This is a genomic window from Streptomyces phaeofaciens (genome assembly GCF_014648915.1).
In the GTDB taxonomy this organism is placed as follows: domain Bacteria; phylum Actinomycetota; class Actinomycetes; order Streptomycetales; family Streptomycetaceae; genus Streptomyces; species Streptomyces phaeofaciens.
The window spans coordinates 214,348-228,386 of the sequence record NZ_BMSA01000009.1 but is presented as its reverse complement, the minus strand read 5'-3'; the positions used below and the strand labels follow the sequence as shown (position 1 = coordinate 228,386).

At 70.6% G+C, this 14,039-nt stretch carries 15 protein-coding genes; 9 read left to right on the top strand and 6 right to left on the bottom strand.

Annotated elements, in window-relative coordinates; all coding sequences use genetic code 11:
• Nucleotides 1–210 precede the first annotated feature (210 nt).
• From IE275_RS17620 to IE275_RS17595, 6 genes are all read left to right on the top strand, one after another.
• On the top strand, nt 211–1,530 hold the full coding sequence (locus IE275_RS17620) for an ABC transporter substrate-binding protein (protein ID WP_189712266.1): 1,320 nt from the start codon (nt 211–213) through the stop codon (nt 1,528–1,530).
• On the top strand, nt 1,527–2,462 hold the full coding sequence (locus IE275_RS17615) for a carbohydrate ABC transporter permease (protein ID WP_189712265.1): 936 nt from the start codon (nt 1,527–1,529) through the stop codon (nt 2,460–2,462). The genes IE275_RS17620 and IE275_RS17615 overlap by 4 nt, the downstream gene beginning before the upstream one ends.
• A complete protein-coding gene (locus IE275_RS17610; RefSeq protein ID WP_189712264.1) occupies nt 2,459–3,364 on the top strand; it encodes a carbohydrate ABC transporter permease in 906 nt (301 codons plus the stop codon). The genes IE275_RS17615 and IE275_RS17610 overlap by 4 nt, the downstream gene beginning before the upstream one ends.
• Entirely contained in the window at nt 3,361–4,395 is a 1,035-nt protein-coding gene (locus IE275_RS17605) for a LacI family DNA-binding transcriptional regulator (protein WP_189712263.1), read from the top strand. The genes IE275_RS17610 and IE275_RS17605 overlap by 4 nt, the downstream gene beginning before the upstream one ends.
• A gap of 208 nt (nt 4,396–4,603) precedes the next feature.
• Nucleotides 4,604–4,960, top strand: a complete 357-nt coding sequence (locus tag IE275_RS17600) for a VOC family protein (RefSeq protein WP_189712262.1) — start codon at nt 4,604–4,606, stop codon at nt 4,958–4,960.
• 76 nt (nt 4,961–5,036) lie between these two features.
• Nucleotides 5,037–5,441, top strand: a complete 405-nt coding sequence (locus IE275_RS17595; RefSeq protein WP_189712261.1) for a MarR family winged helix-turn-helix transcriptional regulator — start codon at nt 5,037–5,039, stop codon at nt 5,439–5,441.
• An 83-nt stretch (nt 5,442–5,524) separates the two neighbouring features.
• Here the strand turns inward: IE275_RS17595 and IE275_RS17590 are convergent, their stop codons facing one another.
• The 5 genes from IE275_RS17590 to IE275_RS17570 form a co-directional block, all read right to left on the bottom strand.
• Complete coding sequence (locus IE275_RS17590) at nt 5,525–5,995, bottom strand: hypothetical protein (RefSeq protein WP_189712260.1); 471 nt, start codon at nt 5,993–5,995, stop codon at nt 5,525–5,527.
• A gap of 327 nt (nt 5,996–6,322) precedes the next feature.
• Complete coding sequence (locus IE275_RS17585) at nt 6,323–6,718, bottom strand: SseB family protein (protein WP_189712259.1); 396 nt, start codon at nt 6,716–6,718, stop codon at nt 6,323–6,325.
• Nucleotides 6,719–6,811: 93 nt separating this feature from the next.
• A complete protein-coding gene (locus tag IE275_RS17580) occupies nt 6,812–7,357 on the bottom strand; it encodes a cysteine hydrolase family protein (RefSeq protein WP_189712258.1) in 546 nt (181 codons plus the stop codon).
• Nucleotides 7,354–8,892 (bottom strand): purine-cytosine permease family protein, encoded by a 1,539-nt coding sequence (locus IE275_RS17575; RefSeq protein ID WP_189712257.1) that lies wholly within the window; start codon nt 8,890–8,892, stop codon nt 7,354–7,356. Before IE275_RS17575 ends, IE275_RS17580 begins: the two co-directional genes overlap by 4 nt.
• 158 nt (nt 8,893–9,050) lie before the next feature.
• Nucleotides 9,051–9,839, bottom strand: a complete 789-nt coding sequence (locus tag IE275_RS17570; RefSeq protein WP_189712256.1) for an IclR family transcriptional regulator — start codon at nt 9,837–9,839, stop codon at nt 9,051–9,053.
• Between the two features lie 189 nt (nt 9,840–10,028).
• Here IE275_RS17570 and IE275_RS17565 point away from each other — a divergent pair, with 189 nt between their 5' ends.
• Nucleotides 10,029–10,886 carry an AraC family transcriptional regulator gene (locus IE275_RS17565; protein WP_229870320.1) on the top strand — a complete coding sequence of 286 codons (858 nt, stop codon included), beginning with the start codon at nt 10,029–10,031 and terminating at the stop codon, nt 10,884–10,886.
• Nucleotides 10,887–11,317: 431 nt separating this feature from the next.
• On the opposite strand, the gene IE275_RS17560 is transcribed toward IE275_RS17565, so the two are convergent.
• The gene (locus tag IE275_RS17560; protein WP_189712254.1) at nt 11,318–11,935 is read right to left on the bottom strand and encodes a MerR family transcriptional regulator; all 618 of its coding nucleotides are present in this window, start codon (nt 11,933–11,935) and stop codon (nt 11,318–11,320) included.
• Between the two features lie 134 nt (nt 11,936–12,069).
• Here IE275_RS17560 and IE275_RS17555 point away from each other — a divergent pair, with 134 nt between their 5' ends.
• Both IE275_RS17555 and IE275_RS17550 read left to right on the top strand, forming a co-directional pair.
• Nucleotides 12,070–12,471: a DUF3291 domain-containing protein gene (locus tag IE275_RS17555; RefSeq protein ID WP_189712253.1), complete on the top strand. Its 402-nt coding sequence runs from the start codon at nt 12,070–12,072 to the stop codon at nt 12,469–12,471.
• Nucleotides 12,472–12,572: 101 nt separating this feature from the next.
• Nucleotides 12,573–14,027 (top strand): glyceraldehyde-3-phosphate dehydrogenase, encoded by a 1,455-nt coding sequence (locus IE275_RS17550; protein ID WP_189712252.1) that lies wholly within the window; start codon nt 12,573–12,575, stop codon nt 14,025–14,027.
• The last annotated feature ends 12 nt before the right edge of the window (nt 14,028–14,039 follow it).

The following is a 14,039-nucleotide window of genomic DNA, read 5'->3' as shown; positions in this document are numbered from 1 at the left end:
CGATCATTTGGGAACGTGCACACAACTCTGTGGCGGTGCGAGCCCAACATAACCGCACAGCAACAACCATTGACAAGTGTCCGGGATGTTTCTCTACTGTGAACGCTCACAGAGAGCATGGCAGGGCCTCGCGACGGGCGAGAGCCCAGGTCATGCGTTCGCATGGCAGGTTCCCGCACCCGGCGGGGACCCAGGTCAGGGGAGAGATCCATGCCCAACACGAAGCGCCGTCGCCTCGTGACAACCGCCGTTGTCGTCACTCTCGGCGCCACCGCCCTCGCCGCCTGCGGCTCGTCCGACGACGACAGCGGCGCCGAGTCCGGTCCGGTCTCGCTGACGTACTGGACCTGGACGCCCGGCATGGACAAGGTCGTGGACCTGTGGAACAAGGGGCCGGGCAAGAAGGACCAGATCACCGTCACGGTGAAGAAGCAGGCGTCCGGCGACACGCTGGTCACCAAGATCCTCACCGCGCACAAGGCGGGCAAGGCGCCCGACCTGGTCCAGGCCGAGTACCAGGCGCTGCCGACGCTGGTCAGCAATGACGCGCTCGCCGACATAGGCAAGAACGTCGGCGACGCCAAGAGCAAGTTCGCGGGCGGCGTCTGGCAGCAGACGACGCTGGGCACGGACGCGGTCTACGCGGTGCCGCAGGACATCGGCCCGATGATGTTCTACTACCGCGCCGACCTCTTCAAGAAGTACGGCCTGTCGGTCCCGGCGACCTGGGAGCAGTTCGCGGAGACCGCCCGCGCGCTCAAGAAGAAGGCCCCGGACGTGGACCTGACCACGTTCTCCGCCAACGACTCCGGTCTCTTCGCGGGTCTCGCCCAGCAGGCCGGCGCCCAGTGGTGGACCACCTCCGGCACCACCTGGAAGGTCGGCATCAACGACACGGCCACCAAGAAGGTCGCCGACTTCTGGGGCGGCCTGGTCGAGGAGGGCGCCCTCGACAACCAGCCGATGTACACCCCGGCCTGGAACAAGGCGCTCAACACCGGACAGCAGATCGCCTGGGTCTCCGCCGTGTGGGCGCCGGGCACCCTGACCACCGCCGCGCCCGACACCAAGGGCAAGTGGGCCATGGCCCCGCTCCCCCAGTGGTCGTCCGGCGAGAACGTCACCGGCAGCTGGGGCGGCTCCTCCACCGGTGTGACGACGGACTCGAAGCACAAGGAGGCCGCCGCGAAGTTCGCCGCCTGGCTGAACACCGACGACGAGGCCCTCCAGGCGCTGGCCAAGGAGAGCGGCATCTACCCCGCCGCCACGAACGCCCAGACCAGCGGCGCCTTCACCACCGCGCCGGACTACTTCTCGACGCAGCCGGAGTTCTACGCCCTGGCCTCGAAGATCGCGAAGACGACCGCGCCCTCGGCCTGGGGCCCGAACGTGAACGTCGCCTACACGACCTTCAAGGACGCGTTCGGCGCCGCCGCCAAGAACAAGTCGGACTTCTCCGCCGCCCTGGACACGATGCAGGCGGACACCGTCGCCGACATGAAGAAGCAGGGCTTCGAGGTCTCCGAGTGACGAGCGCACGCCGGACGTCGTACGGGGTCAAGGGGGCCCCGTACGCGTTCCTCTTTCCCGCGGCGATCCTCTTCGCCCTGTTCTTCGCGCTGCCCATCGGGTACGCGGTGTGGCTCAGCTTCCACAAGGTGAAGGTCTCCGGGCTCGGCCTGGGCACCGGCGCCCGCAAGGAGGTCTGGGCCGGCCTGGAGAACTACACGGACTCCCTCACCGACAGCGAACTGCTCGCCGGCGCCCTGCGGGTGCTCGGCTACGGCTGCATCGTCGTCCCGGTGATGCTGGGCCTGGCGCTGGTGTTCGCGCTGATGCTGGACTCCGAGAAGGTGCGTCTCGCGCCGTTCACCCGGCTCGCGATCTTCCTGCCGTACGCCATCCCCGGTGTGGTGGCGGCGCTGCTGTGGGGCTTCCTGTACCTGCCGAGCGTCAGCCCCTTCTACTACGTGCTCGACGCGCTGGGCCTGCCGCAGCCGGACCTGCTGGACGGAGGCCCCCTCTACGGCGCCCTGTCCAACATCGCGGTCTGGGGCGGCACCGGCTTCAACATGATCGTCATCTACACCGCGCTCCAGGCCATTCCGGCCGAGGTGTACGAGGCGGCGAAGCTGGACGGGGCCACCCCGCTCCAGATCGCGCTGCGGATCAAGATCCCGATGGTGGCACCCTCGCTGGTGCTGACCTTCTTCTTCTCGATCATCGCGACGCTCCAGGTGTTCAACGAGCCGACCACGATCAAGCCCCTCACCAACTCCGTGTCCACGACCTGGAGTCCGCTGATGAAGGTGTACCAGGACGCCTTCGGCAAGGGTGACATCTACCAGGCGGCGGCCGAGGCCACGATCATCGCCCTCGCCACGCTGGTGCTCTCCTTCGGCTTCCTGCGGGCCGCGAACCGCCGGAACAAGCGGAACGTCGGTCAAGGAGGCGCACGATGAGTTCACTTGCCGTACAGAAGGTGCCCTCGGCGGCCGGTACGACCGGGGCCACCCGGGGCCGTCCACCGCTGCGCAGCCGGATCGCGCTGGTCCCGACGCTCACACTGCTGCTGGGCGCGGTCTACTGTCTCCTCCCGGTGGCGTGGGTGGTGATCGCGTCCACCAAGTCCGGCAGCGAGCTCTTCTCCACGTTCACGTTCCTGCCCGGCACCGGCTTCACCGACAACGTCAAGGACCTCAACGCCTACCGCGACGGCATCTACTGGCAGTGGATGGGCAACTCCGCCCTGTACGCCGTGCTCGGCGCCCTGCTGTCGACGTGCGTCTCCGCGTTCAGCGGCTACGCGCTGGCGACGTACCGCTTCCGCGGCCGCGAGACGATGTTCAACGTCCTGCTCGCCGGCGTGCTGATGCCGCCGATCATCCTCGCCGTACCGCAGTACCTGCTGCTGGCGAAGGCCGACCTCACGGACTCCTACTGGTCCGTCCTGCTGCCGCAGATCCTCTCCCCGTACGGCGTCTACCTCTCGCGCATCTACGCGGCCGCGGCCGTGCCGGGGGACGTGGTGGAGGCCGGCCGGATGGACGGCGCGAGCGAATGGCGGATCTTCACCCGGATCGCGCTGCCGATGATGGTGCCCGGCATGGTCACGGTGTTCCTGTTCCAGTTCGTCGCGATCTGGAACAACTTCCTGCTGCCTTACATCATGCTCAGCGACGACGAGAAGTTCCCGCTCACGCTCGGTCTGTTCACGCTCCTCGAACAGGGCGCCAACACTCCGGCGCTCTACACGCTGGTCATCACCGGCGCCTTCCTCGCGGTCATCCCGCTGGTGGCGCTGTTCCTGGTCATTCAGCGGTTCTGGAGCCTGGACCTGCTGTCCGGAGCCGTAAAGTCATGACCATGAACAATGGTGCGGGGGCCCGGCGCAAACCGCCGACGATCCACGACGTGGCACGGGAGGCGGGCGTCTCACGAGGCACCGTGTCCCGGGTGCTCAACGGTGGGCACTACGTCAGCCCCTCCGCGCAGGAGGCGGTCAACGCCGCCATCCGCAGAACGGGTTACGTCGTGAACCGGCACGCCCGCTCCCTGATCACCGGCCGTTCCGACTCCGTCGGCTTCCTGCTGACCGAGCCGCAGGAGCGGTTCTTCGAGGATCCCAACTTCAACGTCCTGTTGCGCGGCTGCACCCAGGCGCTGGCCGCGCACGACATCCCGCTGCTGCTGATGCTGGCCGGGACCGAGGACGAACGGCGCCGCATCACGCGGTACATCACCGCGGGGCACGTGGACGGGGTGCTGCTGGTCTCCAGCCACTCCGGGGACCCGATCGCCAGCGAGCTGCGGGAGGCGGGCGTCCCGCTCGTCGCCTGCGGCAAGCCGATCGGGATCGGCTCCAAGGTGAGCTACGTGGCCGCCGACGACCGGGACGGCGCCCGGGACATGGTCCGCCATCTGCTGGCGCAGGGCCGGCGCCGGATCGGTGTGGTCACCGGACCACTGGACACCCCGGGCGGTGTGGAGCGGCTCGCCGGATACAAGGAGGTGCTCGCGGAGGCCGAGGTGGCCTACGACGAGCGGCTCGTCGTCTCCGGCGACTACAGCCGGGCCAGCGGTGAGGCGGGGGCGGCGCGGCTGCTGGAGCGGGCCCCGGACCTGGACGCGGTCTTCGTCGCCTCCGACCTGATGGCCCAGGGTGTGCTGACGACACTCCGGCGGGCCGACCGGCGGGTGCCGGAGGACGTGGCGGTCGGCGGGTTCGACGACTCCCCCGCGGCCACCGCGGCCACCCCCTCCCTCACGACGATCCGCCAGCCCTGGGACCGGATCAGCAGCGAGATGGTGCGCGTGCTGCTCGCCCAGATAGGGGGCGAGGACCCGGCGGCGGTGATCCTGCCGACGGAACTGGTGAAACGCGAGTCGACGTGAGGCGCGGGTCTGGGTGAGACGCGGGTCGGTGTGAGGCACGGCGCCAGGTGACGTGCACGTCGAGGCGTGGAGGGCGGGGCCGGTCGCGACGACCGGCCCCGCGGCGCGTTCCGGTCAGGATTCAAGAAGCGGCCCCCCGGTCCCTCGCCCTAGCGTGAGACCACCGGCGCATCCCGCCGGACCACGCACCAGCGAGGAGCGACCAGCCATGACCACGACCACCGGCGTTCAGACGATCATCTACCCCGTCAAGGACCTCGACGGGGCGAAGGCCCTGTTCAGCGCATTGCTGGAGGTGGAGCCGTACGCCGACGAGCCCTATTACGTCGGGTTCAAGGCCGCCGGCCAGGATGTCGGCCTCGACCCGAACGGACACGCGAAGGGCATGACCGGGCCGGTTCCGTACTGGCATGTCACCGACCTGCGGGCGCGGCTCGCGGCCCTCCTGGCGGCCGGCGCCGAGCTGCTCCAGGACGCGCAGGACGTCGGCGGCGGCCGCCTGATCGCCTTCGTGAAGGACGGCGACGGGAACCTGGTCGGGCTGCTCCAGGACCCCGCCGCCTGAGATCCCGCCGGCGGCCGCTTGCACCCGCACTAGTTGCACACTCAACGAATGCCGCCGACGGTGTTACCGTGCGGGTATGGCAGCGAAAACGGCCGGGGCGGGCCTCGAGGACCGGTGGCGGGACATCCTGTCGGTGCACGCCCGCACGATGTGTGAGATCGACCGCGCCCTGCACCCGCACGGGCTCGGCGCGAGCGATTTCGAGGTGCTCGACATCCTCGCCTCCGAGGCGCCCCGCACGGGCGACCAGTGCCGGGTCCAGGATCTCGTCGGACGGGTGCACCTCAGCCAGAGCGCCCTGTCCCGGCTGATCGGCCGGCTGGAGAAGGACGGTCTGGTCGAGCGGGCCGTCTGCATGGAGGACCGGCGGGGCGTATGGGTCGCCCTCACCCGCAAGGGCCGCGACCTGCACACCGAGGTACTGCCGCTCCAGCGTGCGGTGCTGGAGCGGATGCTGGGCGGGCAGGTCGCCTCCGTCTAGCGGCGCTCTCCGTCTGGCGGCGCTGCGGCCGAGCGCCTGCGTCCGGCGGCATTACGGCCGAGCGCCTGCGCCTGCGCCTGCGTCTAGCGGCGCTGCGGCAGGTCGGCGGTGGTGCGGCCGAGGACGAGCCGGTCGAACAGGGCTCCTCCGCCGTCGCTGCGCAGGCTGACACCGGCCACCGGCAGCTGTCCCCCGGTGAGTTCCCACAGGTCCAGGCGGACGGTCGTCCACTCGGCCGGGGGCCGCTCGCCCAGGGAGACCCTGGTCAGGACCGTCTCGTCCGGCCAGCTGGAGTCCCCCGCCAGCACGGTGACCGCGAGGCCGTCCCGGCCGCGGCCGATCCGCAGACCCATGCCGGTGGTCTCGGGTCCCGCGGCCTTCCAGTCGAACTGGAAGTGGCGGTACTGGCCCGGCTCGGGATGCTGCGCGATCACGAAGTCCCAGTCGGGGATCACCCGACCGAAGGGATGGACGTGCTCGGGCTGCGCCTCGGCCGGGCCGTCCAGCCGGACACGGGTCCCGCCGGGGTGGGTGCCGCCCCGCTGGAAGACCACCGTGTTCCGCGGAACGACCGGTGGCGTCCACGGACCCTGTGACCCCTGCGGCCCCTGCGGCCCCTGCGGCCCCTGCGGAACAACCTGGCGCACTGTCGTCATGGCGGTCGGTCCCCCTTGTGATCGCCTGTGATCGCCCCGAGCACGGCATCGTTGTCATCGTCCCCGGGGCGTGACGGCGGGGGCGATCGCCTGTTGGGGTGATGTTCCGGATTGGCCGATATACGCCCGGGGGGCTGACCGGTTCACCGGTCCGGGCCGGCCGGAACGCGGCCCCCGGCGCGGCGGCTCGCCCGCCGCGCCGAAGGACTGCGACCCGGCCCGGTGTCAGCGGACCAGGAGCGTGCGCACCCCTTCCGAGGTGAGGGTCAGCGGGTGGTCGCCGGCCGCGTCGATGCAGAGCGACAGTTCGCCGGTCGGCCACTGCGCGGCGAGCGCGCCGAGCGGCACCAGACGGTAGCGGTCGACGTCGGGCAGCAGCCCGGCCATCTCCGGTTCGGAGGTGAACACCGGGACGACGGGCGCGCCGCCGGGCTGCTCCAGCACCGGCAGGGCCACGGTGGACGGATCGGTGATGTCCTCGTCGGTGGCGTCGTCGGGCACGGGCACGAGGACGTCGCAGTGCGCGAGGGTGTCCAGGGCCGTGCTGTCTCTGGTGTCCCGGGCCAGCGCGTCCAGCGCCCACCGGGCGGGGTCGGGGGTGTCGTGGGCGGATGTCTCCATGGCGGGTTCCCTGGTGGTGGGGGTCGGTCGGCCCGTGCCGGACGCGGGTCCGGCCGGGCGCGGTCCCGCCACGCGTACCCGACAGGGCCCGGATCAATCCCCTCGGCGAAGGACGTCGTCGACGGTGACGACGCTGATCAGGGGCCGGTACAGGTCCATCACCGCCAGTGCCCGGGCGTGCGCGTCGTCGTCCGCGCCCGCGCAGGCGTCGGCGGCGACCAGGACCTCCACTCCGGCGTCGGCGGCGGCCAGCGCGGTGGACAGGACGCAGCAGTCGGTGCTGACACCGGCCAGGACCAGCCGGCCGGCGGGGCCGGCGCGCTCGGCGAGGGCCGGTGTCCACTTGCCGAAGGTGGACGCGTCCAGGGTGTCGGGTGCGAGGTCGGCGAACTCGTCCGTGAGCCGCCAGAAGGGCGCGTGGGGCGGCCGGAGGGCGAACGGCCATCGGTCGTAGTAGGCGCGCCAGGCGCCGGCCGGGTGCTCGGGGGCGAGGAACCGGGTGAAGGTGACGCGTCCGGCGAAGGCCGGCAGCAGCCGTCGTACGCCTGCCGCCGCCCGGGTGTAGCGCGGGGTCGCCCAGGGGCTGGTGGGGTCGGCGAAGACGTGCTGCATGTCGATGACGGCGAGGTGTCCGGTCATGCGGTGGGCACCGCCCGCGGGGTCTCCTGGGCACGGACGCGGGCGCGGCCGAGCGTGAGGGTTCCGGCGAAGCCCAGGGCGAGGGCGGCGAGGACGCCGAGGTTGGCGTAGGCCCAGGATCCGGACCGGCCGCCGAGGCCGAGGGGGCCCAGCAGATAGCCCTGCCACTCCAGCCAGTCGGCGGAGGCGTTGGTGACCAGACCCCAGCCGAGGGCGGTGGCGGCGAGGGTGAGGAGCAGGGGCAGGGCGGGGATGTCGCCGTAGCGGCCGTCGGGACGGTAGAGGTCGTTCTCGTCGTAGTCGCGGCGGCGCAGGGCGAGGTCGGCGAGCATGACGCCGCACCATGCGGCGACGGGGACGCCGAGGGTGGTGAGGAAGCCCATGAACGGGCCGAGGAAGTCGTCGGCGACGAAGACGATGTAGACCGAGCCCGCGATCATCAGGACACCGTCGACCAGGGCCGCCACCGGGCGCGGGACGCGCAGGCCGGCGGAGAGCAGGGCCAGGCCGGAGGAGTAGATGTCCAGGACGGCGCCGCCGACCAGGCCGAGGACGGCGACCACGGCGAACGGCACCAGGAACCAGGTGGGCAGCAGGATCGTGAGGGCGCCGATCGGGTCGGCGGCGACGGAGGCGGCGAGGTCCGCGGAGGAGCCGGCGAGCAGCAGACCGAAGAGGAGCAGCAGCAGGGGGGCGGCGGAGGCGCCGAAGGTGGTCCAGCCGATCACGCCCCGGCCGGAGGAGGAGCGGGGCAGGTAGCGGGAGTAGTCCGCGGCGGCGTTGACCCAGCCCAGGCCGAAGCCGGTCATCATGAACACCAGCGCGCCGATGAACTCCTGCGCGCAGCCCGCGGGGATCGCGCTGACGGCGCTCCAGTGGACGTCGTCGGCGACCAGCCCGACGTAGACCAGGGTGAGGACGCCCGTGACCACGGTGATCACGGTCTGGAGGCGCATGATCAGGTCGAAGCCCATGACGCCGACGACGACGGTGAGCGTGCCGACCAGGATCAGGGCGACGGCCTTGGTGCTGGTGCCGCCGCCCCAGCCGAGACGGTCGAAGACGGTGGCCGTGGCCAGGGCGGCGAGGGCGACGAGGACGGTCTCCCAGCCGACGGTCAGCATCCAGGAGACCGCCGAGGGCAGGCGGTTGCCGCGGACGCCGTAGGCGGCGCGGCTGAGGACCATCGTGGGGGCGGAGCCGCGTTTGCCGGCGACCGCGACGAAGCCGCAGAGCAGGAAGGAGAAGACGATGCCGACGACGCCGGCGGCCAGGGCCTGCCAGAAGGAGATGCCGAACCCGAGGGCGAAGGCTCCGTAGCTCATGCCGAGCACGGAGACGTTCGCGCCGAACCAGGGCCAGAACAGGGTGCGGGGCGTGCCCTTGCGTTCGCTGTCCCGGATGACGTCGAGGCCGTGCGTCTCCACCTGGAGCGGTCTGTCCGCCGAGGCGGCGCCTCTGGGGTCCTGGGGGCCTCCGGGGCCGTGCGGGCCTTGCGGGTCCTGGGGGCCGTGGGCGCCGCGGGGGTCCGTCATCGTCGACCTGCCTGTTCGAGTGAGGGACGGGGCGGGGCGCTCGCCCCATCGAGTCCTACCCGAGCCGGCCGCCCGATCCACGGCACGGGCGGCCGGGGTCCGCCCGGTGGCCGCCCGAGGCGGATCGCCCGGCTCGGCCCGGCCCCGTTCGGCTCAGCTCACGCGCCGACGTCCGCGATCCGCAGGCCGTCGTTGCGCACGCCCCGCTGGATCATCGCGGCGGCGGCACGGACGTGGGGGCCCACCCGCCGCGGATGGATGATCTCGACGGGCCCCACGACCCCGACCGCGGCCACGACCGCTCCGCGGCTGTCGCGCACCGGGACCGCGAAGCCGCCCCGCTCGGGAGCGAGGGTGCCGTGGACGACGGCGAAGCCCTCCCGGCGCACCTTGGCGAGGCGCTGCTGAAGTTGGGCGGCGTCGGTGATCGTGGCCGGGGTGAACCCGCGCAGCGGGGCGGAGCAGGCATCCTGCTGCACGGTCACCGCGGCGTGGGCGAGCAGCACCTGGCCCACGGCGGTGGCGTGGAGGGGGAGGCGGCTGCCGGGATCGCCGTGGCAGGCGGTCAGTTCGGGGTCGTCGGAGACGAAGGACAGACAGACGCTGTCCCCGCCGTCGCGGACGGCGACCGTCGCCGCCGCCGAGGTCTGCCCGTGCAGCGTCACCAGGTGCGGCCGCGCCGTCTCGACGAGGGCGGAGCGCGGCGCGAGGACGGCCGTTTCCCACAGGCGCAGTCCGATGCTGTACCCGCCGTCGGGGCACCGTTCCAGGGCGCCCCAGCCGTGCAGTTTGTTGACGATGCGGTGAACGGTGGCGACGGGCAGACCCGAGCGGCGGCTGAGGTCACTGAGTGTCAGCGTCCGGTTGTCCCGGTCGAAGGCGCCGAGGATGCTGAGCGTCCGGTCGACGACTGAGCGCTCCGGAGCGGCGGAGTGGGGGGTGGTCATCCCGTTCAGAGTCCCTTCACCTTCAGGTCAGATGCGCGTTGACACATGCGCGCGCGGGAAGTGCACGCGTACACACCAGAAGTGATCTGGCATCGGGCGACCACACCTATCATTGAAGACTCAAGTGGCCACTGAAAGGTCAATTCCGGAACGCTCATGGTCGATTTCGCATCATTACCGATCCCTGTCGTGCCCTACAGACCCGTCTGCCGACCCGGTCTCGGTATCGCCCTGGTGAGCCTGAGCCAACTGCTCACCCTCACCTCCCAGCGCTTCCTCGCCACCCCGCACCGGCTCGACTTCCACCAGATCATGTTGGTCCGCGAGGGAAACGGGAGTTACTCCGTCGACTCCACCCCCTTCGAGTGCCGGGCCGGCACGCTGCTGTGGACCCGCCCGAACCAGGTGGTCCAGTCGTTCCCCGAGGCCTCCATGGAGGCCGACATCATCATGTTCACCCAGGCGTTCCCCTTACAGATGGGTGCGCACATGGGAATGCTCGACGATGTCCTGCGCCCCTCCCACTGGCAGTTGCGCGACGACGAACTCGCCGCGTTCCAGCGCGTACTGGCGCTTCTGCAGGAGGAGTTCGAGCGGCCCGACCAGGGTCTGGGCGAGGACCTGCTGAAGCACCTGCTCGCCGTGGTCCTGCTCCACATCGACCAGATGTGCCGCCAGCGCCACACCGAGTCCTCCCCGGTCACGGGCGACAACGGCGAGCTGTTCCTGCGGTTCCGCAGGGAACTGGACCGCTCCTACCGCACCACCCGGCTCGTGGAGGACTACGCCACCGCCCTGAGCTGCAGCACCCGCGCGCTGGCCCGGGCCTGCCGGGAGGTCGCCGGCACCTCCACCAAGAACCTGATCGACGCCCGGGTCGCTCTGGAGGCCCGCCGGCTGCTGGTCCACACCGACCTGCCGATCACCGCGATCGCCCGGCAGCTCGGATTCTCCGAGGTGACCAACTTCGGCAAGTTCTTCATCCGCCGGGTGAATGTGACACCGGGTGCCTTCCGGCGCGACTCAAAGGTGGGCGGTCACCTGTAACGCGGGCCTCACCCGCCGCACTTCACCCGCCCGTCGGGTATTCCGCTCGCCCGATCCCCCCGGCGTCCACGCCCGTATACCCGAATTTCTTTCCACTCTTCGGAAGACTGGTTGTCCAGGATTCCGAGAACTGGCAAGACTGTGGCTCGCGTGCTTCGGGCGGCCACTCCGAAGTCACCCCCACACCCGCGATGCCGAGATCCGCATCGTCGACCACGAACGGACGACCGGCGACTTACTGACGAGTTGTCATCGCCCGCACCCCTGCACCCAAGGAGACGGCGGCCCGAATTCCGCCGCGGGAACCGGGCGGCCGGTTCGCGAGCCGGCGCGCCGAGCCGTTCGGTTCGCATGCCCGGCGCGCCAAGTCGTTCAGTTCGTGTGCCCGGCGCGCCAAGTCGTTCAGTTCGCGTGCCGGCGCGCCGACTCGTTCAGTTCGCGTGCCGGCGCGCCGACTCGTTCTCCTGGGCCAGACGCCTGAGGGCCATCAGGGCGGGTTCCAGGAGGACGGTCAGCAGGAGGGCGCGTTCGGCGGCCTCCAACGGGTCGGCGATGCCGTCGAGTTGGCCGAGGTCCAGTTCGGCGGTGCGTTCGGCGAGGCGGGCGTAGGGCAGCAAGGTGTGCCGGTCCACGGGGACACCGAGCGAGCGCAGGGTGCTCAGGGTCTCGGCGAGGGTGGCGCGGGCGGGTGCCGACTCGTGGACGTCCCAGCCCAGTTCCTCGACGAGCGCCCGGACCTCGCCGGCCTCCGGGGCGTCCCCGGCCGGCTCCTCGCCGACCCGGACCGAGCCCAGGGCGAGGCCCAGCAGGGTGTGGGTGTCGCCCGCGTGCTCGCCGAGGGCGTCCAGCACCTCCCTGGTGGTGCTGACCGACAGGCCCCGTACGCCGGTCAGGGCACGGATCAGCCGGAGCCGGCGCAGGTGCTGGTCGTCGTACTCGGCCTGGGTGGCCGCCGTCTGCCGGCCGGGCGGGAGCAGGCCCTCGCGGAGGTAGTACTTGATCGTCGTCACGGAGACGCCGCTGCGACGGCTCAGGTCGGAGATACGCATACAGGGGGCTCCGCTTCGGTCGTGCTCCGGCCTCGCTTCGATCCCGCTTCGGCCTTGAACCAGGAACTGGATACCTCTACTGTCTAACATAGATAGTAGAGGTATCCAATACTCCTTCCGAGAGGGCCACAGCCATGCCCACCCTGCGCTGGACCATCGTCAGCACCCCCGCACCCGGCACCGAGGCCTTCGTCATGGCGTCCCGGTTCGAGGTGCGCTCCCTCAAGGACGTGCCGCGCTTCTTCCTGAAGTCCCTGGCCGCGTGGAAGCAGGTCTCCGGCGCGCCCGGCGCGTACGGCGCCTCCCTGATCGCCCAGCCCCTGAAGCGCACCTTCTGGACCCTGTCGGCCTGGGAGGACAAGGACGCGCTCTACCGGTACGCGCGGACCGAACCGCACCGGTCGATCATGGTCGGCCTGCGCCCCACGACGAAGTCCTCGACCTTCACCTTCTGGCAGGTCCCGACGGCGGACCTGCCCGCCGACTGGACGGACGCCCGCCGCCGGATCGCCGAGCAGGAACGCACGGGCGCCTGACCCGCCCCGACCGCCCTGCACACCTGAGCGGACCCCCGCTTGAATGATCAGATGGCGGTCGGGTTAGCATCTGAGCGCCACCTAGCTCGAAAGATAGGCCCGTGACGCTCAACGACGATTCGTTCACCAACTGGAAGAACCGCGAGGAGATCGCGGAGTCGATGATCCCGATGATCGGGAAGCTGCACCGCGAGCAGGACGTGACGATCCTGCTGCACAGCCGCTCCCTGGTGAACAAGTCGGTGGTCAGCATCCTGAAGACCCACCGCTTCGCCCGGCAGATCGCGGGCGAGGAGCTCTCGGTCACCGAGACCCTGCCCTTCCTCGAGGCGCTCACCACGCTGGACCTGGGCCCGTCCCAGATCGACATCGGCATGCTCGCGGCCACCTACCGGGCCGACGACCGCGGTCTGTCCGTGGTCGAGTTCACCGCCGAGGCCGTCGCCGGCGCCACCGGCGCCAACAAGATCGACCTCCGCGAGCCCCGCGACGTCGTGCTCTACGGCTTCGGCCGCATCGGCCGGCTCGTCGCCCGCCTGCTCATCGAGAAGTCCGGCTCCGGCAACGGTCTGCGGCTGCGCGCCATCGTGGTGCGCGGCGGCGGCGAGCGGGCCGCCGAGGACATCGTCAAGCGCGCCTCGCTGCTGCGCCGCGACTCCGTGCACGGCCAGTTCCAGGGCACGATCACGGTCGACGAGGCCAACAACAAGATCATCGCCAACGGCAACGAGATCACGGTCATCTACGCCGACCGGCCGGCCGACGTCGACTACACGGCGTACGGCATCAACAACGCCATCCTGATCGACAACACCGGCAAGTGGCGCGACCGCGAGGGCCTCTCCCAGCACCTGCGGCCCGGCATCGACAAGGTCGTCCTGACCGCGCCCGGCAAGGGTGACGTCCCGAACATCGTGCACGGCGTCAACCACGACACGATCAAGCCGGACGAGCAGATCCTGTCCTGCGCCTCCTGCACCACCAACGCGATCGTCCCGCCGCTGAAGGCGATGCACGACGAGTACGGCGTGCTGCGCGGCCATGTCGAGACCGTCCACTCGTTCACCAACGACCAGAACCTGCTGGACAACTACCACAAGGCGGACCGTCGCGGCCGCTCGGCGCCGCTCAACATGGTGATCACCGAGACCGGTGCCGCGTCCGCCGTCGCCAAGGCGCTCCCCGACCTCAAGGCACCGATCACCGGCAGCTCGATCCGGGTTCCGGTGCCGGACGTCTCGATCGCGATCCTCAGCCTGCGACTCGGCCGCGAGACGACCCGCGAGGAGGTCCTCGACCACCTCCGTGAGGTCTCGCTGACCTCGCCGCTCAAGCGTCAGATCGACTTCACCACGGCTCCCGACGCGGTCTCGATGGACTTCATCGGCTCGCGCCACGCCTCGATCATCGACGCCGGCGCCACCAAGGTCGACGGCGACAACGCGATCCTCTACCTCTGGTACGACAACGAGTTCGGCTACTCCTGCCAGGTCGTCCGCGTCGTCCAGCACGTCTCCGGGGTGGAGTACCCGACGTACCCGACGACGAGCGTCTAGGGCCTGTCTTTC